Source organism: Vreelandella sp. EE27 (assembly GCF_968206495.1).
Window position 1 is genome coordinate 1027716 of record NZ_OZ309109.1, and the last position, 20774, is coordinate 1048489.

The 20774-nt window shown below is 58.1% G+C and carries 24 protein-coding genes; 9 read left to right on the forward strand and 15 right to left on the reverse strand.

What is annotated here, in order from left to right; all coding sequences use genetic code 11:
- The first annotated feature begins 44 nt into the window (after positions 1-44).
- The 3 genes from ACWHVV_RS04905 to ACWHVV_RS04915 all read left to right on the forward strand — a co-directional run bounded on the left by ACWHVV_RS04905 (position 45) and on the right by ACWHVV_RS04915 (position 5389).
- Positions 45-1319 carry an efflux RND transporter periplasmic adaptor subunit gene (locus tag ACWHVV_RS04905; protein ID WP_447928352.1) on the forward strand — a complete coding sequence of 425 codons (1275 nt, stop codon included), beginning with the start codon at positions 45-47 and terminating at the stop codon, positions 1317-1319.
- Positions 1319-4498, forward strand: coding sequence for an efflux RND transporter permease subunit (locus tag ACWHVV_RS04910; RefSeq protein WP_447928353.1), 3180 nt, complete (start codon positions 1319-1321; stop codon positions 4496-4498). The genes ACWHVV_RS04905 and ACWHVV_RS04910 overlap by 1 nt, the downstream gene beginning before the upstream one ends.
- Positions 4499-4705: 207 nt before the next feature.
- Entirely contained in the window at positions 4706-5389 is a 684-nt protein-coding gene (locus ACWHVV_RS04915; RefSeq protein ID WP_447928354.1) for a hypothetical protein, read from the forward strand.
- Positions 5390-5479: 90 nt separating this feature from the next.
- Here the strand turns inward: ACWHVV_RS04915 and ACWHVV_RS04920 are convergent, their stop codons facing one another.
- A complete protein-coding gene (locus ACWHVV_RS04920; protein WP_447928355.1) occupies positions 5480-6100 on the reverse strand; it encodes a TetR family transcriptional regulator in 621 nt (206 codons plus the stop codon).
- Between the two features lie 196 nt (positions 6101-6296).
- On the opposite strand from ACWHVV_RS04920, the gene ACWHVV_RS04925 reads away from it, so the two are divergent.
- On the forward strand, positions 6297-7328 hold the full coding sequence (locus tag ACWHVV_RS04925; RefSeq protein ID WP_447928356.1) for a succinylglutamate desuccinylase/aspartoacylase family protein: 1032 nt from the start codon (positions 6297-6299) through the stop codon (positions 7326-7328).
- 307 nt (positions 7329-7635) lie between these two features.
- A complete protein-coding gene (locus ACWHVV_RS04930) occupies positions 7636-9108 on the forward strand; it encodes a catalase (RefSeq protein ID WP_447928357.1) in 1473 nt (490 codons plus the stop codon).
- 55 nt (positions 9109-9163) lie between these two features.
- Here the strand turns inward: ACWHVV_RS04930 and dusA are convergent, their stop codons facing one another.
- Positions 9164-10201 (reverse strand): tRNA dihydrouridine(20/20a) synthase DusA, encoded by a 1038-nt coding sequence (gene dusA / locus ACWHVV_RS04935; protein ID WP_447928358.1) that lies wholly within the window; start codon positions 10199-10201, stop codon positions 9164-9166.
- A gap of 101 nt (positions 10202-10302) precedes the next feature.
- Here dusA and ACWHVV_RS04940 point away from each other — a divergent pair, with 101 nt between their 5' ends.
- Entirely contained in the window at positions 10303-11358 is a 1056-nt protein-coding gene (locus ACWHVV_RS04940; protein WP_447928359.1) for a tyrosine-type recombinase/integrase, read from the forward strand.
- A 629-nt stretch (positions 11359-11987) separates the two neighbouring features.
- Here the strand turns inward: ACWHVV_RS04940 and ACWHVV_RS04945 are convergent.
- The 13 genes from ACWHVV_RS04945 to ACWHVV_RS05005 all read right to left on the reverse strand — a co-directional run bounded on the left by ACWHVV_RS04945 (position 11988) and on the right by ACWHVV_RS05005 (position 17959).
- Entirely contained in the window at positions 11988-12245 is a 258-nt protein-coding gene (locus ACWHVV_RS04945) for a pyocin activator PrtN family protein (RefSeq protein ID WP_447928360.1), read from the reverse strand.
- Positions 12242-12535 carry a hypothetical protein gene (locus tag ACWHVV_RS04950; protein WP_447928361.1) on the reverse strand — a complete coding sequence of 98 codons (294 nt, stop codon included), beginning with the start codon at positions 12533-12535 and terminating at the stop codon, positions 12242-12244. Before ACWHVV_RS04950 ends, ACWHVV_RS04945 begins: the two co-directional genes overlap by 4 nt.
- Entirely contained in the window at positions 12535-12705 is a 171-nt protein-coding gene (locus ACWHVV_RS04955; RefSeq protein ID WP_447928362.1) for a ClpX C4-type zinc finger protein, read from the reverse strand. The genes ACWHVV_RS04950 and ACWHVV_RS04955 overlap by 1 nt, the downstream gene beginning before the upstream one ends.
- Positions 12702-12923 carry a TraR/DksA C4-type zinc finger protein gene (locus ACWHVV_RS04960; RefSeq protein ID WP_447928363.1) on the reverse strand — a complete coding sequence of 74 codons (222 nt, stop codon included), beginning with the start codon at positions 12921-12923 and terminating at the stop codon, positions 12702-12704. The genes ACWHVV_RS04955 and ACWHVV_RS04960 overlap by 4 nt, the downstream gene beginning before the upstream one ends.
- A gap of 14 nt (positions 12924-12937) precedes the next feature.
- Positions 12938-15265, reverse strand: a complete 2328-nt coding sequence (locus ACWHVV_RS04965) for a replication endonuclease (RefSeq protein WP_447928364.1) — start codon at positions 15263-15265, stop codon at positions 12938-12940.
- Complete coding sequence (locus ACWHVV_RS04970) at positions 15262-15531, reverse strand: hypothetical protein (protein ID WP_447928365.1); 270 nt, start codon at positions 15529-15531, stop codon at positions 15262-15264. The genes ACWHVV_RS04965 and ACWHVV_RS04970 overlap by 4 nt, the downstream gene beginning before the upstream one ends.
- On the reverse strand, positions 15528-15929 hold the full coding sequence (locus ACWHVV_RS04975) for a hypothetical protein (protein ID WP_447928366.1): 402 nt from the start codon (positions 15927-15929) through the stop codon (positions 15528-15530). Before ACWHVV_RS04975 ends, ACWHVV_RS04970 begins: the two co-directional genes overlap by 4 nt.
- Entirely contained in the window at positions 15922-16239 is a 318-nt protein-coding gene (locus tag ACWHVV_RS04980) for an ogr/Delta-like zinc finger family protein (protein ID WP_447928367.1), read from the reverse strand. Before ACWHVV_RS04980 ends, ACWHVV_RS04975 begins: the two co-directional genes overlap by 8 nt.
- The gene (locus ACWHVV_RS04985; RefSeq protein WP_447894260.1) at positions 16232-16423 is read right to left on the reverse strand and encodes a hypothetical protein; all 192 of its coding nucleotides are present in this window, start codon (positions 16421-16423) and stop codon (positions 16232-16234) included. The genes ACWHVV_RS04980 and ACWHVV_RS04985 overlap by 8 nt, the downstream gene beginning before the upstream one ends.
- A gap of 37 nt (positions 16424-16460) precedes the next feature.
- On the reverse strand, positions 16461-16664 hold the full coding sequence (locus ACWHVV_RS04990; RefSeq protein ID WP_447555669.1) for a hypothetical protein: 204 nt from the start codon (positions 16662-16664) through the stop codon (positions 16461-16463).
- Positions 16665-16695: 31 nt separating this feature from the next.
- Positions 16696-16902 carry a hypothetical protein gene (locus ACWHVV_RS04995; protein WP_447928368.1) on the reverse strand — a complete coding sequence of 69 codons (207 nt, stop codon included), beginning with the start codon at positions 16900-16902 and terminating at the stop codon, positions 16696-16698.
- A 57-nt stretch (positions 16903-16959) separates the two neighbouring features.
- Positions 16960-17256 (reverse strand): hypothetical protein, encoded by a 297-nt coding sequence (locus ACWHVV_RS05000; RefSeq protein ID WP_447928369.1) that lies wholly within the window; start codon positions 17254-17256, stop codon positions 16960-16962.
- Positions 17257-17473: 217 nt separating this feature from the next.
- The gene (locus tag ACWHVV_RS05005) at positions 17474-17959 is read right to left on the reverse strand and encodes a hypothetical protein (protein WP_447928370.1); all 486 of its coding nucleotides are present in this window, start codon (positions 17957-17959) and stop codon (positions 17474-17476) included.
- 355 nt (positions 17960-18314) lie between these two features.
- Here ACWHVV_RS05005 and ACWHVV_RS05010 point away from each other — a divergent pair, with 355 nt between their 5' ends.
- The 3 genes from ACWHVV_RS05010 to ACWHVV_RS05020 are packed head-to-tail and all read left to right on the forward strand — an operon-like array spanning position 18315 to position 20758.
- Positions 18315-18713, forward strand: a complete 399-nt coding sequence (locus ACWHVV_RS05010; RefSeq protein ID WP_447928371.1) for a S24 family peptidase — start codon at positions 18315-18317, stop codon at positions 18711-18713.
- 60 nt (positions 18714-18773) lie between these two features.
- Entirely contained in the window at positions 18774-19892 is a 1119-nt protein-coding gene (locus ACWHVV_RS05015; protein WP_447928372.1) for an endonuclease/exonuclease/phosphatase family protein, read from the forward strand.
- A 41-nt stretch (positions 19893-19933) separates the two neighbouring features.
- Positions 19934-20758, forward strand: a complete 825-nt coding sequence (locus tag ACWHVV_RS05020) for a DUF2971 domain-containing protein (RefSeq protein WP_447928373.1) — start codon at positions 19934-19936, stop codon at positions 20756-20758.
- The last annotated feature ends 16 nt before the right edge of the window (positions 20759-20774 follow it).

The window sequence follows — 20774 nt, forward strand, 5'->3', positions numbered from 1 at the left end:
TGTAGCTATCCGTCAAAATACAGAAATGAATGGGAATACCACGTATGAGCAGAGTGATTCACTCAACGAGAGCGAGTCTGGTGACGTTGATAGCTGCACTGGCGCTAAGTGCCTGTGGCGGGGATGAAGAGCCCCAACAGCAGCAACAATCCGCGCAAGAGCAGCCGCCGCATGCAGTCGAGGTGGCCGAGGTCAAGCGCCAGGATTTACCGATCAACAAATCCTACCCCTCGATGCTTAGAAGCGACAACGAAGTCGTGCTGATCGCGCGGGTCGACGGCGCTTTGGAAGAGCGCCACTTTCAACCAGGCCAGATGGTCGAGCAGGGCGATTCGCTCTACACCATCGAGCCGGACCGCTACGAAGCCACGACCAACCAGCGCCAGGCGGACCTGGAAAGCGCTCGCGCCCAGGCCTCGCGCGCTCAGCGCGACGCCGAGCGTTTCGAGCAGCTTTTAAGTCAGAACTCGGTGAGCCGTCAGCAGTACGACCAGGCCGTATCCGATCAGCGCGTCGCCCAAGCCAACGTTACTCAGGCCCAGGCCGCGCTCTCCAGTGCCAATCTGGATCTCGACTACTCCAACGTCACCGCGCCTGTCAGCGGTTTGATCAGTTTGAGCCAGATCAACCTGGGCAACGTGGTCACTTCGGGAACCGAGCTTGCCACGATTACGCCGCTCGACCCGCTGGAAGTTCGTTTTCAACTGCCCCAGCGCGATGCCTTCGAGCTGCGCCGTCAGATGAACGACGACGACACCAACTCGACCATCGTCGCTCGGCTGAGCGTGCCCGGCCTTAGCGGCAGCGCCGACGCCGAGCTCGAAGGCGAGCTCGATTTCCTGGGGTCCCGGGTGGATGGGGGCACCAGCACCGTGCAGGCCTCGGCGACCTTCGCCAACCCGGACGGCGCGGTGCTGCCGGGCCAGTTCGTGCGTGTGCGCCTGGATGGCCTCAAGCGCTTCAACGTCATCGCCATACCGGAAATCGCGGCTACTCAGGGCCTGATGGGCCCGCGCGTCTTCGTATTGGACGACGAGAACAAGGCGCGCGAGCGTACCGTGCAACTCGGCGACATCGCCGGCCCCTGGCAGATCATTCTGGACGGGCTCGAAGAGGGCGAACGCGTGATCGTGGGTGACCCCGCCGGCATCGAGCCGGGCATGGCCATCGACCCCCAGCCCTTCGACGGCGACGCCGACGATATCGTCGAAGACGTGGAAGAGGCCGAAGCCGAAGAGGAACGCGAGCAAGCCGAGGAAGCTTCCGAAATGGCGGGCGGCGGTATGCCGGCCGGTGAAGGGGAAGAGGGTGCGCAATAATGAACTTCTCTAACTTCTTCATCAGCCGACCGATTTTCGCCACGGTACTGGCGATCATCCTGACGCTGGTAGGGGTCATGGCGATGCGGGTGCTGCCGATCGAGCAGTACCCCAGCGTGGTGCCGCCGACCGTCTCGGTTCAGGCCCAGTTCCCCGGGGCCGACGCGGAAACCGTGGCGCAAACCGTGGCAGCCCCCTTGGCCGAAGCCATCAACGGCGTCGAGGACATGCTCTACATGACCTCGAACAGCGCCGATAACGGCATCATGAGCCTGAGTGTGGCGTTCAACATCGGCACCGATGGCGACATCAACACCATCAACGTCAACAACCGCGTGCAAGGGGCGCTCTCCCAGCTCCCCGAAGAGGTGCAGTCTCAAGGGGTGACGGTCGAGCTGCGCTCGGACTCCATTCTAATGCTGATCGCGTTGACGTCGCCTAACGACGACTACAACAACGTCTACATGCAGAACTACGCCACGCTCAACATTCTCGACGAGCTGCGCCAGGTACCTGGCGTGGGTAACGCCGAGGTGTTGGGTGGCGGCGAGTTCGCCATGCGGATCTGGATGGACCCGGACAAGCTGGCACAGTACGACCTGACCCCCAGCGAGGTGGCCAGTGCCATTCGTTCGCAAAATACCGAGGTGCCCGCGGGTAATCTCGCCTCCGCGCCCCAGGGCGAGCCCCGCGCGTACACCTATACGTTGACCGCGGGCGGGCGTCTCAACGACCCGGACGACTTCCGCGATATCTACCTGCGCACCAACCCGGACGGCTCGTCGCTGCGCCTCGAGGACGTCGCGCGGATCGAACTGGGCGCTTCCTTCTACGGCATCAGCGCGCGGCTGAACGGCTCGACGATGACGCCGATCATCATCAACCAGCAGCCCGGCGCCAACGCGCTCTCCACCGCCGAGGCGGTGCGCGACGCCATGGACGAGGTTGCCGGACGCTTTCCGCCGGGGCTCGAATACGTCACGCCCTACGACACCACGCTATTCATCGACGCCTCGGTGGAAACGGTCTTCCACACCTTCATCGAAGCCTTCCTGATCGTCATCGTCATTCTGTTCATCTTTTTGCAGAATTGGCGCTTTACGGTCATCGCCATGTCGGTGGTGCCGGTCTCGGTCATCGGTACCTTCGCCGGCTTCTACATGTTCGATTTCTCGATCAACCTGCTGACCCTGTTCGCGATGGTGCTGTCGATCGGGATCGTGGTGGATGACGCCATCCTGGTGGTGGAGAACGTCGAGCGCGTGCTCAGCGAAGACGAAGATATCACCGTGCGCGATGCCACCGCCCAGGCAATGCGTGAGGTCGGTGGCCCGGTCATCGCGACGTCCTTGATCATGGCGGCGGTGTTCGTGCCCGTCGCGTTTTTGGGCGGGTTCACCGGCCAGATCTACCAGCAGTTCGCCATCACCGTGGCGATCTCGGTAGCGCTCTCCGCCATCATGGCGCTGACCTTCACCCCGGCGCTGTCGGCGATCTTCATCAAGCACAACCTGAACCACGACCGGCCGTCGAAGTTCCGCCGCGCGATCTCCACGCCGCTACGCCTGTTCGATCGGATGTTCGCCGGTATTACCGCCGTCTACATGTGGTTCGTGAAGAAGCTGGTGCGCTTCTGGCTGCTGGCGCTGGCGCTTACTCTGGCGGTGGGTGCAGGCTCCTATTGGCTCTTCGTCACCTCGCCCTCGAGTCTGGTGCCGGAAACCGACCAGGGGGTCGCGCTGGTCAGCGTATCGCTGCCCGACGCCGCCTCGCTCGACCGTACTGAGAACTACATGTCGAAGCTGAGCGCGGCGATCGAAGAGATCGACGGCGTACAGTACTCCTCGTCGGTGGCGGGCTACGATCTGCTGGCGGGCTCGGTGAACACCGCCCGCGGGGTCATCTTCGTCAACATGCTGCCCTGGGGTGATCGCGACCTGTCCGTCGAAGGACTGGTGGGGCAGATCATGCAGTTGGGCGCGGGGATCGATGGCGGTACCGCCATGGCCTTCAACGTGCCACCGATTCTCGGACTCTCGACCACGGGCGGCTTTACCGGCTACCTGCAGTCCTTCGAGGGCGCCTCGCCCCGGGAGATCTACGAAGCTTCGCTGCAAGTGATGGGCGCGGCCAACGAGCACCCGGCGCTCAATCAGGTATTCTCGACGTTCAACGTCAACGTGCCGTCTTATCGTGCCGAGATCGACCAGCAGAAGGCGCTCAGTTACGGCGTGCCGTTGGAGAACATCAACTCGGCGCTCTCCAATACCTTCGGTAACGGGTTCGTCAACTTCTTCAGCTATCAAAACCGTAACTTCCAGGTCTACCTGCAAAATGAGGACGAGTTCCGCAAGACGCCGGACGACATCAACAATGTCTTCGTGCGCGGCGGCAGTGGCGAGCGCATTCCGCTCTCCGAGTTCGTGACCCTCGAGCGTCAGGTCGGGGCCTCGGTGATTTCCCGCTTCGGCGTGTACACCGGTGCCCAGTTCCAGGGCGGCCCCGCCGAGGGCTACAGCTCCAGCGAGGCCATCGAGGCGATGGACCAGGTGGTGCAAGAAACCCTCGGCTCCAACTGGGGCATGGGCTGGACCGGCACGGCGTATCAGGAAGCCAACATGGGCAATGCCGCAAGCCTTGCGATCATCTTCGGTATCCTGATGGTCTTCTTGATCCTGGCGGCGCAGTACGAAAGCTGGGCGCTACCGCTGGCGGTACTCACCGCGACACCGTTTGCTTTCCTTGGTGGTATCGGCGGCATCGCGCTGCGTGGTCTGGACACCAGTGTCTATGTGCAGATCGGCATGCTGGTGGTGGTTGGTCTCGCGGCCAAGAACGCCATCCTGATCGTCGAGTTCGCCGAGTTGCAGCGCAAGGAGGAGGGCAAGAGCATTCGCGAGGCCGCGATTACCGCCGCGGAGCTTCGCTTTAGGCCGATCGTGATGACATCGCTTGCCTTCATCTTCGGTACGCTGCCCTTGGCACTGGCGACCGGCGCAAGTGACGTGAGCAGCCACCATATCGGCACCACGGTGGCGATGGGCATGCTCTCGGTGGCGATTCTAGGCAGCCTCTTCGTGCCAAGCTTCTACGCCATGATCGCCTATAGCGCTGACTGGCTACAGCGCAAGCGTAAAGGCAACAAGCACGATGAGCGCTTGGAGCACCAGAGCGAATAACGTATTCAGTCGTTTTAGATACGCTATTCACGTAAAGCGGGCCCTTCGGGGCCCGCTTTTTTATGGCCCCCTTGATCGCCGTCAAAGTGCACTTGGGCAAAAGCGCGTAATTTGACCTAAACTTGCTTATGAAACGTTTAGGCTTGTACCAAAAACCACAACAACAGGCCAAAACCGGCCAGGCAACCACCTGGAGGAGGACACGCCATGCAACCGATTCTCTCGGCCGCTTTATTATTTCCTACTATCGTCTTTACGTTCGTGCTCGGCTTGTTAGCGCTTTACTGGCTGCTGGTGTTGGTCAGAATCGCCCCGCTCGAGCTGTTCGAACACGACAGCCTGCGCGATGACCACATGGCCAGCACGCTGGTATCGCTTGGGTTTACCGGTGTGCCGGCGACGCTTGCGCTGACCATACTGATGCTACTGGCCGGTGGCATGACACTTACGCTGGAACTTTTGGTACTGCGCTGGCTGGAGCTTGGCATGCTGCGCGTGCCCCTCGGCGTGGTGATCGTTTGGGGGTCGCTGGCCATTGCCTCGCCCTTGGCCGCCGCTATTTGCCAGGGCCTGGCACGGGGGCTTAACCGCTTTGCGCCTTTCAAGCGCCGTAGCCTTTTGGGGGTCACCGTCGAGGTGACGACCCTCGAAGGTGCCGAGCTTGCCCAGGCGGTGGTAGCGCACAGGCCGCGCTGTGGTGTGAAGCTTCACTGCAAGGAGGACGACGCGTTCAACGTTGGCGAGCGCCGGGTACTGGTCAAGTATCTCGAGGACGAAGGCGCCTACCGCAGCGTAGAGGAGCAAACCTACATGGACACCCGCCAGCGTTTGAACACGCTGCGTCTGCGCCATAAACATCAGGGCGCCGCCGCGCACTCCCAGTCTTTATGAGAAGCAAAAGCCCGCCTTGTAGGCGGGCTTTTTACAGGCAAGTTCCTGGCAGCGTTTTATGTAGAGTAACGCGGGCAGAGTCAGGGATGTTCAGCGGTTTTGATGGCGTATCAGCTTGATGAGCGTCTCGATGATTTCCGCCCCGCGCTCGCTCAGCGAGTAGCTTTCCGGGGCTCTGAGCCAGTCGTGAAAAAGCCCGCCCAGGGTGGCCTGCACCAGGCGCGTGGCAACTTCCGGCGTTACGCCTTCGCGCAGCTGCTGTTGTTGGCTGGCCATTTTGAACAGGCAGAGCATTTCATTGAAACACTCTTCGTTGATCTCATTTTGCATCTCGAGCGGGTTGATGTCGCTAAAAAACTCGCAGCGGTGCAGCAAGATGGAAAGGATGCGCCGGTGCGAGGGTTGCTCCAAACGCCGCATGCCGGCCAGGCACGCCAACTGTATGGCGTCCACGGGCGAGACGTTGGGGTCGACATTTTTGACCTCTTCGACCAGCGATTGAAACGGCATGCGCACGCGCTCGACCAGCCCCATGAACAAATCGCCCTTGTTCTTGAAGTGCCAGTAAACCGCGCCGCGGGTTACCCCGGCGTGGCGGGCCACTTGCTCGAGCGAGGTGCGGGCAACGCCTTTATCGAAAAACACCTCTTCAGCTGCGTTGAGCAGAGCTTCACGCGTCGCTGCCGCTTCTGCCTTGGTTTTTCTAGCCATAACGCAACCCTGATAACTACCTCGAAAGAGAGACATTTTATCTGAAATGCCGCCTTTTTACATTCAAAACTGTATGGTTAGCTGACCAATGTCATCATCGATGACAATTAACGTTTAATCTGGTGTAAAAGAGTGACTCATTCGGGGCACCCGCGCCGCTTTAGGCCGCGCTTTCATCACATCGACAGGAACCGTCATGGCACAAGCACCGTTCAAGATAGCAGGCCACACTCTTCAGCCCGGCCAGCGGCTGCAAATCGATGTGCCGGTCGCACGCCTTTACACCCACACGCCGCTGCATATCTCTATCGAGGTCGTTCACGGGCGCAGGCCCGGGCCTGTCATGATGGTGTGCGGCGGTATTCACGGCGACGAGATCAACGGTGTGGAAATCGTGCGGCGCCTGTTGCGCTCGCGCTCGATCAAAAGCCTGCGCGGCACCTTGATCGCCGTTCCCGTGGTCAACGTGTTCGGCTTTCTCCAGCAGACTCGTTACCTTCCGGACCGGCGCGATTTGAACCGCTGCTTTCCCGGCAGTGAAAAGGGCTCGCTTGGCGGGCGCATCGCCGCACTGTTGCGCGAAGAGATCGTCGATCACGCCACGCACATCATCGACCTGCACACCGGCGCTATTCACCGCACCAACCTGCCGCAAATTCGCGCGCAGCTCGAACCCGACAGCGAAACCGCCCGCATGGCGGACGCCTTCGGCGCCCCGGTCATCTTGAACGCCGAACTGCGCGAGGGCAGCCTTCGCCACTATGCCCAGAACCGGGGGATTCCGGTGCTTACCTACGAAGCCGGCGAGGCGCTGCGCTTCGACGAGTGGGCGATTGCGCCGGGGGTGCGCGGTATTCTACGCGTTATGCGCCGGCTCAAGATGCTTTCCGGCGAGCAGCGCCGCCGCCTGCCGGCCCCAGCGGAGCTTGCCAACGGTTCCAGCTGGGCGCGCGCGCCGATCGACGGCATCCTGCGGCCCAAGGTGCGCCTGGGGGCCCGGGTCTCCAAGGGTGAGGTGCTGGGTAAGGTCGCCGACCCCTTCGGTAACGATGAGGGGGACGTGCTGGCCATGGCCGACGGAATCGTGATCGGCATGAGCCGCTTGCCGTTGGCCAACGAAGGCGAGGCGCTCTACCACATTGCCCGCTTCGACGAGATCGAAGAGGCGGAAACCGCGATCGAAAGCTTCCAGTCGAGCCTCGAGCCCGTCTCCGACCCCATGTATTGAAGATGTATTGAACATGTATTGAAAAAAGTGCTTTTGAACGCCGTGCGCATTCGCCGGTTTTCATGTCCTCCGGCTTTGATGTCCGCCGTTTTAACGTCATAGCTTAAAGCGTTGAAGTAGCGGGTAGGTGATCGTTTATCGCTATGGGTGCTATAGCAAGCCGTTGGCCCGAGTACATGGCATGATAGGTCCATCTTGGCTATAACTGATGGACACATACACGCCAGCATCAATCAATGGGCGACTTGCCAAAGCCCAAAACGAAGGTGGCCCTTTAGAGGCCCCGGATCGTGACATGGAGGAAGGTATGACGAACGGTAAATCCAATAACACCACCACCGACGCCGGTATTCCGGTAGCCAGCGACGAGCATTCGCTCTCCGTAGGCCCGGACGGCCCGATCGTACTGCACGATCACTATTTGATGGAGCAAATGGCGGCCTTCAACCGGGAAATGATTCCGGACCGCCAACCCCACGCCAAAGGCGGCGGTGCTTTTGGGCATTTCGAGGTGACGCACGACGTCAGCCAGTACACCCGGGCGAAGTTCTTGCAGCCGGGTAAGAGAACCGAAATGCTCGCGCGCTTCTCCACGGTGGCCGGCGAAGGCGGAAGCCCGGATACCTGGCGCGACCCGCGGGGCTTCTCGCTGAAGTTCTACACCGAAGACGGCAACTTCGACATGGTGGGCAACAACACCCCCGTGTTCTTCGTGCGCGACCCGCTCAAGTTCCAGCACTTCATCCACTCGCAAAAGCGCCGCGCCGACAACGGCCTGCGCGATCACGACATGCAGTGGGACTTCTGGTCGCTTTCACCGGAATCCGCCCACCAGGTCACCTGGTTGATGGGCGACCGCGGCGTGCCGGCTAGCTGGCGCCACATGAACGGCTATTCCAGCCATACCTATATGTGGGTCAACGACAAGAGCGAGCGTTTCTGGGTCAAGTACCACTTCAAGACCGACCAGGGCATCAAGTGCATGACCCAGGAGCAGGCCGACGAAATGGCGGGTACCGACGCGGACTACCACCGTCGCGATCTGTTCGACGCCATCAAGCGCGGCGAACACCCGACCTGGACGCTACAAGTCCAGATCATGCCCTTCGAGGATGCCAAGACCTACCACATCAACCCGTTCGACCTGACCAAGGTGTGGCCGCACGACGACTACCCGCTGCAGGAAGTGGGCAGGATGACCCTCGACCGTAACCCGACCGATTTCCACACCGAAATCGAGCAGGCGGCGTTCCAGCCCAGCAACTCCGTGCCGGGTACCGGCTTCTCGCCGGACAAGATGCTGCTGGCGCGGGTCATCTCCTACGCCGATGCCCACCGTGCCCGCTTGGGTATCAATTACCAGCAGATCCCGGTCAACGCCCCGAAAGCCGAGGTGAACAGCTACGCCAAGGGCGGCCGGATGCGTGTTGCCAACACGTCTGACCCGGTCTACGCGCCCAACAGCAAGGGCGGCGCCCACGCCGACCCGAACGCCTTCCCGGAAGACGCAGTATGGGAAGCCGATGGCGAGCTGGTACGCGCCGCCTACACGCTGCGCCCGGGCGATGGCGACTTCAACCAGGCCAACGACCTGGTCAACAAGGTAATGGACGACGCGGCCCGTGACCGTTTGGTGAGCAACATCGTCGGCCACGTTTCCAGCGGCGTTGAAGAGCCGGTTCTGTCCCGCGTGTTCGAGTACTGGAAAAACGTCGACCAGACCATCGGCGAGCGTGTCGAGCAGGGCGTCATGGAAAATCGCCGGAAAGAAGGCAAGTAACGCCCCAGGGCGTTCGCTAAAACGAACCCGCCACGGCTGACCGTGGCGGGTTTTTTTATGCGCTGGTTTCGGGCTCGCGGACCAGGCTTAGCGCTTCATCGAACAAGCGCAGGCCCGCGCCTTCTTTATGGGCGTTTTCAGAAAGGTGGCGGCGAAAACGCCGCCCGCCGGAACACCCCTGAAAGAGCCCCAACAGGTGGCGGGTAATATGGTTGAGCTTGGCGCCCTCATCCAACCGCATTTGAATATACGGCTTGAACGCCTGAGCCGCCTCCAGGCGCGTGGCCGCCGGGCCCGGCTCACCGAAGATCGCCTGATCCACCCCGGCCAGCAGCCACGGGTTCTGGTACGCTTCGCGGCCCACCATGACGCTGTCCACGTGCTCGAGCTGGGCCTGGCATTCATCGAGGGTTTTAATACCGCCGTTGATGCCGATATGAAGCGCCGGGTTCGCCGCCTTCAAGCGGTGTACGCGCGGGTAGTTCAGCGGCGGCACGTCCCGGTTCTGCTTGGGCGACAAGCCCTGTAGCCAGGCCTTGCGCGCGTGCACGCTAAACGTGGTGCAGCCAGCATCCGCGACCATGTCGATAAACCGCGCCAGGTCCGCGTCTTCGTCCTGGTCGTCGATACCGATCCGGCACTTAACGGTCACCGGAATAGTGACCGCCGCCTGCATGGCCTTCACCGCCGCCGCCACTTTCTCTGGGTAGCCCATCAAACACGCCCCGATCAGGTTGTTCTGCACCCGGTCGCTGGGGCAACCCACGTTCAGGTTCACCTCGTCGTAGCCCCACTCTTGGGCAATCGCCGCGCACTCGGCCAGCTCCCCCGCGTCGCTGCCGCCCAACTGCAGCGCAATCGGATGCTCGACCTCGTTGTAACCTAAAAACCGCTCCCGCGGCGAGCCATGCAAAATCGCCCCGGTGGTGACCATCTCGGTGTAGAGCAGGGTGCGCTTGGTCAGGGTACGCGCGAACGCTCTGTAGTCTCTCGTAGTCCAGTCCATCATGGGCGCGACGGAGAAAGTTCTATCCAGCTCGGGGCGGGCGGTGCCAGACTTCATGCGGGTTTGCTGGGTTGTGATATCATTCATAACTGTTCATATTTACAGTGGTTATGCGACGTTTTACACGGTTCGTTGGTACATATTTGGTACGTGAGCCACTTTTGATTTGGTACATCCGAGAGGCAATTATGGCAACGATTCGCAAGCGCCGGAAAAAGGACGGCAGTTTCTCATATATGGCCCAGATCCGCATTGCCCGGCGTGGCCAGCCCGATCATTCGGAGACAAAAACATTCCCCAAAAAGGCAATGGCGGAGGAGTGGGCAAAACGGCGTGAGCTAGAGCTAGCGGCGCCCGGTGGCATACTTACCGCCAAGTGGAAAGGGGTAACCTTACACGATGCCATCGAACGCTACCTGCATGAGTTTGCCGATGGAGCAGGGCGCAGCAAGCGTGCAACTATCGAGCAGCTTCGGCGTTTTCCGATCGCTCGCGTAAAAATCACTGACCTAAGCAGTGAGCAAATTATAGATCATGCTCAAATGCGGCGGCGTAGTGGCATTAAGGCTTCTACCACCGCGCAGGATATCACTTGGCTGGGCATCATCTTGAAAACGGCCGTGGCGGCATGGCGTATGCCGGTGGATCTCAATGAGTTTGAATCGGCGAAGCTCTTGTTACGCAGTAAAAGCTTAATCAGCCGCCCAGGGTCTCGCGACCGGCGGCCGACGATGGAAGAGATCGAGCAGGTTCGCGCTTATTTCCAGCGGTCACAGAAGATCCGGCCGAGCGCGATTATTCCCATGGAGGACATCATGGACTTTGCTATCGCTTCGGCGCGTCGGCAGGAGGAGATTACTAGGCTCACGTGGGAAGACCTGGATGAAGTCTCTATGACCTGCTGGGTACGCGATGCCAAACATCCCCGCCAGAAGCTGGGCAACCATAAGCGCTTCAAACTCACCCATGAAGCAATGGCCATCATCCAGCGGCAGCCACGTATAAAAGATGAGCCGCGGATATTTCCTTATAGCGCTAAATCAATTGGTACCCGCTGGCGAGCTGCTACAGCCGCCAAGGGCATCGAGGATCTTCGCTTTCATGACCTGCGCCATGAGGCAACATCGCGGCTATTCGAAGCGGGGTATGAAATTGTGGAGGTGCAGCAGTTTTCGCTGCACGAGAGCTGGGACGTTTTGAAGCGGTATACCCATTTGAGGCCAGAAACATTGAAGCTTAGATAACTGAGTTTTAAGAGCAAACTGATAAATCGGGTATTTTAGCTCCTGTTAGTGTGAAAAGAATGCATATCATTGCAATTATTGAAATTGCTAAAGTAATTGTGACGTTTGTCTTATTGGATTTAAAATTATCTTTCCCTATTTTGTATTTGACGAATATGATGAAGGGGAGAAGTGTTAAGCTAAAAAAGTATAAGAACGCAATAAGTGAAATGGGTAAAAGTTTAAGAAGGATCGGGTTGTAAGAAAATCCAAACTCATAGAGATAATAAAAAGTGCTCAAGCTCATCGCTGAGCTCACAAGCAGTACTGCCAACTCGGATGAAAGATAGTAATATTCATTAGCAGTTTTTCTTAAGCAGCTGAAAAAAATGCTAAGAGCATGCAGGCTTAAAGAAATTGTGGCCATAACAAACATCAAATTTGGTGACATGATATTTTCTATTGCCGTACATAGGACTTCACCACTCGATAAGTAGTATAAACTTATTAATAGAAATGAGATGATAAAACCAAATGTAGCTCTTCCAATTAAAAGCTTAATATATGATTCATTGCTGCTTTTTTTGTTTAAGTGTTCCATGTGGATTAAATTCAACTATTTCGTTAAAAACGGGAAGATACATCAATAATTACTCATTTACCATTTTCCACTGCTCTCTAGCTTCAGCACGCTTCTGATCCAGGTATTGCGCCAAATCCACCGCACTCACCAGCCAAGGGCTTTTTTGCGATTCCCCCGCACGGTACGCCGGTACCGGTAGAGCCTGAGCACCTGCGCGAAAGCTGGCGGTGCGGGGGCTGATGCCAAAGAAGCGCGGCGCAACTTCGTCTAGCGGGAGCTCGCCGCGGCCGTCGAATTCAGCGAGTAATCCGAAGTAGGTGTTCATTGTGATGGACTCCCTTGTTGAGCTCGCCACTGGTTGAAGCGGTTGCGAATGCGGCGGAACGTTTGGCGCGCCTGGTGGTTGCTATCCAGCTCGGCGCGGCTTTGAATTTTGCAGGCGGCGACGAGCCAGTCGCGGGCGTCTTCGGCGTTATGTGTGCCGTCGGGCAGTGCGCTTTCAGCGATGCCGAACTTGGCGCGACGGCGGCGATCCAGATAAAGCTGGAAGGCTTGGTCCTGACACAGCATGGCTGCTTGTCTGGCTGTGGTGCCGCCTTTGAGCCTGTTTTGCATCACACTGGCCTCTCGGTCTTATTCGCGATCTGCTTCTCTTCAGCTATTCGGTTGGCGTTTTTTGCGCAGCCGCCACAGATAGCCACATTGCCCCCATCGCCTGGGCGCTTTGCAGCAATCAGGGCCTCTTCCTGATGCTCGCTCTTACCGCAGAAATCACAGCAAATCATCGCGTGCCCCCTTGTCTTATTTTCAGTTCGCGAATGCCTTGGCACTCAATGCAGGTAGTCGCCCAGGGCGCCGCTTTCCGGCGCGGCGCCGGGATCTCGTAGCCGCAGTCGATACATTCATCGTGCGGCGCTGGCTGGGCTAGCCGGGTGCGGTTGGCCAGCGTGGTTTCCAGGGCGCGCTGGGTAACTTCCGCGGCGCGGTCGATGTTGTCGGCCATGATGGTTCCTTCTCTCAACACAGTTCGGGCGGGAAGTACTCGTCTTCCTCGCGTTGGGCGTATTTGGGTACCGGCGCAAAGAGTTTTCGCGCCGCTTCTTTGGCTTCCTGGCCTTCGCGGTAGGCGTCTTCCGCTTCGGCTCGGTAAATTTCTGAGCGCTTCCACTCTTCGAGACGTTCGCGCTGGGCTTTTTTCTCTTCCGGTGATGGCTCTCGGGGTTCGATGTCGACCCCCTGCGTACAGTTAGTGACACGAGTCCAAGGGGACTCGGCTGCGCCTCCTCCCTGACCCCCTTGGGGGCTGCGCGACTTGCTGCGTACTTCCCAGCGGTAGAAGCGGGTCAGGTATTCGTGTTCGTTGCCCCGGCCGTCGGAGACGACGATGCCGAAGGTGCCGGGCGTGCCTTCGCCGTGGCGGCCTTTGGCCTCGATGCCCTCGGCTAGCTCGCCGGTGCCGTGGCTGAACTGTGCTTGCTCGTCCTTTAAACGGCTGAGATCCACGCGGGGCATCGTCCAGGGTTTGATGGGGCGCTGTTTGCGGGGCATGTTGGGGCCGCCCATGAGGCGCAAGAACTGATCCCACTGGCCGGCGTTGGCGGCCTGGCGGATCTGTTCAAAGCGGCTGGCGATGCGTTGATCCGGCCGGGTCGCGGCTTCCCAGTTCTCCAGCTCGTCGGCGTGCTTTTCGTTGAGCCGGCGGATCTCGCGCCACACCGTCACGCTGGGCAAGCCCACGAACTGGAACTGGCGAATGCCCCACACGGCCGCCCAGGATTCGATGCGCGGGGCCACGCTGTTAAGGTCATGGCCGTAGGTGTCTTTGTCGTCGTTGGCGATGCCGTCACGCGCGAACTGCTCGCCGTTGATGTTCTTGCTGATGTACTTGGCCACGTACCCGGCGGCGGTGCCTTTGGCGTAGTTGATGCGCTCGACCTTGAACCGCGCGGTGGTCTTGCGGCCGCGGCGATCAAACAGCTCCTGGGGGGTATCGGCCTCAGCGTGGTCGCGCACAATGTGGTTCACACGGTTGGCGTCTTCGCGCTTCATCCAGATCAACAAGTGCCAGTGCGGGGTGCCGTCGTGATGGGGCTCTACGACGCGAATGCCGTAGATGCCCAAATTCTCGCGGGCCAGCGCCGCGCGGGTGCGCGCCCACACCTTTTGCAAATAGGCTTGTGCTTCACGCGGCGTGCTGCCGTCGTACTTGGGGTTGCGCACGCTGTTCTCAGAAACGACCGGATGAAAGCGGCTGGGCGCGGTGATGGTGTAGAACATGCCGACATGGCCCAGGCGGCGGGATTCCGCTTCGGTATCGCTGATGCGCAGCATGAGTTCGGCGCGGCGGTGGTTGGGGTTCGACAAGCCCAGCTCGGCGAGCTCGGCCAGGGTGTAAACCTGCCCCTCTTGATTGATCGCCTCGAGCGCTTCGAGCAACGCGGTATTACGGTTCTTCTGGGCACGGCGGCGGTTCAGCGTGGCGTGGCTGCAGTAGATGCCCGCGCGCTTATGCACGCGGTGGGCTTCGCGCTGGATCTGCTCGAGCCGGCGCCCGGCCAGCGTGCGCAGCTGACGCCGCCACCAGTTTGCATCCGTGAGTTTGGCGAGCTGAACGCTGGCTTTAAGCTTAAGGCCCGGCGGGTTGATGCCGTGCGAGCGTGCCCGGTAGCGGGCCTTGTCGAGCGCCATTACATTGACGACGCGCAGGCTCATGACCGGGGCGCGGTACCAGCGGAACACCGCCATCAATGGAATGACGCCCAGCGGGGGCGAAAGGGGGTTGCGCGACTGCGCGATCTGCAGCGCGACTTCGCGCGCCTGGCCGGAGAGCGTGCGGGCCTTCGGCGTTTTGAGGTTCAGCGGTGGCGGCAGCAGGCCGAGGCGCAGGCGGCGGTTATGCTCGGCAATGCCGCCGATCAGCTTGCTCCGCTCACGCTCGATCGCGGTGGCCTGGGCTTCGGCGTGGTTCTGGACCGCTTCATCGTCGTGGGTCGCGTTGAGCCCGCGCAGCATCAAGCGCTCGGCGACGCTGGCCAGCCACTCGCAGCCCGCTTTCAAGCCGTCGATGGTCGTTGTGGCGCGCTTGACCAGCGCCTCGAAGCCGCGCGAGAGGTCCGTCTTGATCGCTTCGAAGCGGCGATAAACATCGGTGGGCTCGATCAGGTCTTGCGCGTTATGGCGTAACCAACGGTTAGCAGCAGCGTGGCCGTGCTGCTTCGAGACGTGCACATAACCAACGGCGAGCCGATCCGCGAGCGAGGGCAGGCGCTCGAAGTGACTGCGCAGGAAATACCCGCAATCGGGCGTACCTGAACTATGAGCGAAGGCGAGATCCAGCGCGCTCACCGTTTCACCTTCTGCGTGAACGTCTGAGACTTGCCCGGGGCTGCCATGTCTATACCCAGAAAGCGACGCGGGTTAGCGGCGGCGGCGATGTCGAGCTTGTAATCATCCAGTACGCCATCCAGCGTGATCGCCCGTTCGCGCAGCAAGCCCACTTCGCGCTCTACCTCGTCGGCGGCCATGCGGTGGCCTGCTAGGTGGAGCTTTGACGCCAGCTCAGAAAGCTCTTGCGTTATCTCGTAGAGAGGGAACGTGCGATCCGTGTTCATGCGACCCCCTTTTCGATCAGCGCGAGCCAATGCAGCGCGGCCTTGGTGTTGCCCTCGGCGAGTGCCTGGCGGGCGTGGGCGGCCAGCTCGGCGCTGGGGTGGGCGGTGCGGTTGCGTAGCTGATCGCGTAGGCCGGTGGCGTAGTCGCTCATGCGGTGAATGGCAGCGCGGATCGCGTCGCGGGCGGGTTTGGCGAACTCGCTGATTTGCTGGGTCGCGTCTTCCTTGAGGCCCGCGCTTTTGAGCACCAGGCGGCGCTCGGCGTGGGGCAGGTGCGCCCACACGTCGACCAAGTCTTGATCCGCTGCGCGGCCGTGGAGCTCGGCGCGGAGTTCGCCAAAGCCCGCGCGGTCGGGCTGGACGCGGGCGGGTAGGGGGAGGGTGGCTACGTTACTCATCGGTGGATTTCTCCTCGTAGGGGTCATCGTTCGCCGCGGGTATATCGAGCTTCATCTGGCTGAGTACCCAGGGCGAGGTGAACAGCTTCACGTCGGGGTTCGGGCAGCGGCTGGGGGCCAGGTTATGGATGAACTCGAGGTGGGCCTTGGCACGAAACCCGCAGTCGAATTCGTTGGTGCAGTGCAAGTAGAGCTCCCGCAACAGCGACATATCGCTTTTGGAGGTGCGCACCTTCATGTGGCCGCCGCAGTGGGGGCAGTCGATCCGCAATCGGCTGAACTCGGCGTGTTGGGTATCGGTGCTACTCACTGCGTTCTCCTGCGACGGGGTAAAGGGCGCGGCCCCGGCCCGTGAGCCCTTGGGTGCCTTTGCGTAAGCGGCGCCGGGTCAGCCACTCGGCGGCTTCTTCAATGGTGCTTAGGCCTTCCTGTTTGCGTACCGCCTCTAGCTGGCGTTCTAGTTCGTCGTCCAGCACTAGGTGGTTCTGGGGCATTTCAAGTGCTCCTTGAGGACCTTTTTCGTGCCTGTCTTTACGAGGCACGCTGGCCCACACTGGTGTTCACGAAGTCGCCAACGCCCAGGGTGTCGAGCGCTTCTTTCAGCACTAACTGGCGCAGCAGGGTGGCCCTGGACATGCCGGTGTAGTCGACGAGGGCGTCGATGAGCTTGGCTTCGTACTCATCGAGGTTGATGGCGGCGTAGCGGTGGCGAATGCGGCGAGTATCTTGGTGCATGGCAGTGTTCCTTATGCAGCAGCACGCAGGGTTATTGGGCGGACAGGGTTTCTTCGTCGTACTGGGCGATACCGCGCAGCATGAGCATGCGGACCGTGGCGGACATCGAACGCACTTCCAGCTGTTGAATACGCTCGAGGTCGGCGCGCTCGGTTTCGCTGAGGTAGGTCATGACGGGGTTATCGCACCCTTTGGGGGCATAAACCGGCTTCTGGGGAATGGTGTTGGTCGCGGTCATGGGTTAGGCTTCCTTAGTAAAGTAAAAGACTTTGAAAGAGACGTTCGGGCGGCGGGGTTAGCGCTCGTACAGACGAACGAACTTGCGCTGCAGGAAGTGTTCGTCGAGATGCACGCGCAGTTCTGCGAGAGCGTCTTCGATATCCACGGCGGCGGCGCCGTTGGCCAACAAGGTGGCAGCCAGTTGGCCGGTGGCTTCCGCCGTGACGCGCTCTTCGAGGGTTTCAAGATCCGCGAGCGGATTGGCCGCGCCGATCTCGGCGGTGATGGCTTGGCGGGTGGCGGGCGAGCAGCGGTTCAGCTCGACGTCGATACCGCGAAAGAGCAGAACTTGGTTTAAGGCAGGTGTGGCCATGGCAGTGGTTCCCAATGTTTTTATCGATAGCCCGAGGGGGGCGTGAGGATGTCGGATAAAGGGCGTGTGAATCCGGAAATGAATCCCGAGCTGGCAGCTCAAGAGATCACGATGGAATTAATCAGGGCCGGTGCATTCACGATAACCAACCCCGGTTCTAGTCCTGCGTATGGTCGTGGGGTCGCTCAAGCTGTAACTAATGCTCACAGCATGTTTCTTAGTTACTACAAGGGTTTGGAAGGGGATGATTGAATTGTTCCAGGCCAGCCATTAACGAATTCGCCAAGCTGAGAGCACACTCGTTGAGGTATTCGCCGTTATTGCCCTGCTTCGCTAAGGCGCCGACCACATCAACCAGCACGCGCTCGCACATGGCTTGCTGGCGGGCGTTGAGTTGAAAGGGCTGGGCTTGCGGGGCGGCATCTTCCGACGCAGTGGTGTCGGGCTTTACCGCTGAGATCGACCACGTTCGATTAGGCACTTTGTCGTCGAGCTGGAAAGTGGCGGTGGTATCGGAGGCGCCCAGGTCGCTGACGATGCGCATGACATCCAGCAGTTCGGGAAAAGTTATGGTATGCGGGCATTTAGCGTTGAAGCCCTTGATACCGTTACGCGCAATGTCGAGCGTAAACGGCTCTTCGGCCCGATCAACGACGAGTTTTTGCACCGTGATGCGCGGTAAGGATTCAGCAGGTGTGGCCATGGCAGTGGCTCCCTTGCAAAGTGAAATGAAGTAAAAGACATCGATAGAATGGTGGAGATAATACACCGTGTCAATTGGTTCGGTAGAAAATATACCCCAAAGGTTGAGAGACGAATTGACTCGCCTTGGGCTGTCGCAAGCGGAAGCGTCTCGTCGCTCGGGCGAAAGTTCGCCCCAGCGCCTTAAAGACGTGCTTGCAGGAAGACAGAGATGTCCAGCTGACTTGGTTGCTCGCTTAGCGACAATAGGGGTGGATTATTCCTACGTTCTGACTGGTGAAGCTTTGGGAGCTCCTGACGCTCAACCCTTGGGATTGCCAGTCGCAGATACCGGGCCAGATCTAGTGCCAGTCAGCATGTATGACATTGAGGCCGCCGCCGGTGCCGGGCGTAGCTTCGAAGGCGAGCCGATCAAGACCACGTTGCAGTTTCCGCGCAGCGAGCTGACCGCCCAGGGGCTCGACCCGGCGCAGATCGTAGGCGTGCAGGTGCGGGGCGACTCGATGGACGGCACCTTGGCGGATGGTGACTGGGTGTTGGTGAACCGGGCGAACCGCGACCCGAAGCAGGAAGGGGTGTTCCTGCTATTGCTGAGTGGGGAGCGGCGTATCAAGCGGGTGCAGCGGTTGGCCGGGGGCGCGCTGTATTTGATCAGCGATAACGAGCTGTATCAGCCGGAGATGATCAAGCCGCAGGATATGGGTAACTTAGAGATTCTGGGACGGTGTGAGATTCGTATAGGCAGAGTTGTATAACTGTGAAACTCTAATTCCGAAAGGTGGCTTTGAGACCGCCAGGGCAGTGGGGGACGAGGGATGAACTACATCAAAAGAGCGAAACAGCTCTTAAGGTCAGCGCTGCTACTCAGCTTAGTGCTTTCGTGGCCTGCCATAGCTGATATCAGGATCGGCAGTTGGAACATTCAGAATTTTGGATGGGGCGAACAGAAGAGCGTAGCTGCCGTTGCTCAAGTAGCAAACCAGTTCGATATTCTTGCGATTCAGGAAGTGATGAATGTCGAAGCTATAAGTTTTCTCCATGCTTTACTTGAAGGATCGACAGGAGAGTCTTGGAGTTTCATGCACTCCCACCTGATGGGGAGTTCACCCCGATATCAGGAGATGTACGTCTTTCTTTGGCGTGACTCAACCGTGACCTATGAAGATGGGGCAGTGGTTTATATCGATGATCGCAATGCATTCGCGCGTGAGCCTTATTCTGCCAGATTCAGATCGTTAGAAAGCGACACTGATTTCGTGTTGGCTACTGTCCATATCACCTATGGTAAGAGTATCAGCGATCGTACTCCTGAGATCCATGCATTACGTTCTTATTGGGACTGGCTGGAAGAGGTCTACCCAGAATCAGCTAACCGACGCATGCTGGTTGGTGATTTCAACTTGCGCCCCAGCCATGAAGCGTGGTCAGAGTTATTTGAAGTCGCTCAGCCTCTTATTATTACTGGCGCGACTACGTTATCCAGCAATGACCGGCAATATGCCAATCTTTACGACAACATCATCGTATCCCTTGGACATGACTTACCTATCAGCGAAGTAGGAATATTCACATTTCCCGAACTGCTAAGTAAAAATAGTGAATATTGGTCACATGAAGCTGCACGGCGCCATGTGTCTGATCATGCCCCTGTCTTTGCCACATTTGGTGATACTCCTCTTCATGACTCTGCCGATCTTATTGTGGAGATCCCTGAGCAGCCAGTAGAGCAAGAACGAGATTCTAACGAAAACTGTATCGATTTGAACACAGCTTCTAGAGAGGAGCTGGTAGGAATCATCCATATTGGTGAAGTTCGCGTTGATGATTTGATAGGGCAACGACCATTGGAATCGGCCAATCAGCTTACGCGTATTCATGGTATTGGGCCTGCCAGAATTGCTGATATAAAAGCTCAAAACTTAATTTGTAACTAAATCTATTTTCAAATATTAGTTTAAAGGCGCTAGGTTTTAAAATGATACTTTACAAATATCTTTCAACAGAAAGAATAGATGTCCTACGTAATAATTCTATAAGGTTTACGCAGCCAGGGGATTTGAATGATCCTTTTGAGTTTGAGCCATATATTTATGAAACAGTAAGTAACGATAATATAAATAAAATAGTTATGAGTAAGCTTCATCAAGATTATATCACTCATAACGCATGGGCTAAAAACATGCCCTTAGATTTTTTTATTCTCATGAATTATAAAAATTATAAGGAAATGGTTCTCAACATGTGGGGGCTAAGTGAGCCATTAGCACTTAAGAGAATGACCTTTTTTATTAAACATTTTTTCTTGGTTCTTTCTTTGTCAAGAGAGTATGACCATGAGCTTATGTGGTCCCATTATGCAGAAAATGGTAAGGGTTTCGCTATAGGGTTTGATGCCACACATAAATTTTTTACTAATCAAGATAAAGATGAATTGAATAACACTAGAACTATCGAAAAAGGCGATGTTGAATATTCTGATGATCGACCAAACGTTACTTTAGAAGCTCTTGAAGCTTCTCACCTCTTTTTTACAAAAAGCCGGCGCTGGGAGCATGAAAAAGAGTACAGGTACATTAAAGCAATCGAACCTGATGTAAATGAGGCAGAAGATTATTATCCAGTAAAGTTGTTTGAATTCCCCGTTAGTTGTGTTAAAGAGATTTATTTTGGGGCTCGCGTATCATCGATATTTATTGATCATGTGTTGGAGTTGCTTAGAGATAACGGATACCAAGTTAACGTTTATAAGATGTCAGCTAGCAGGACCGAATTTAAATTGAAGAGAGAGGTTTTGGATTAAAATAAGGATTTTTTTG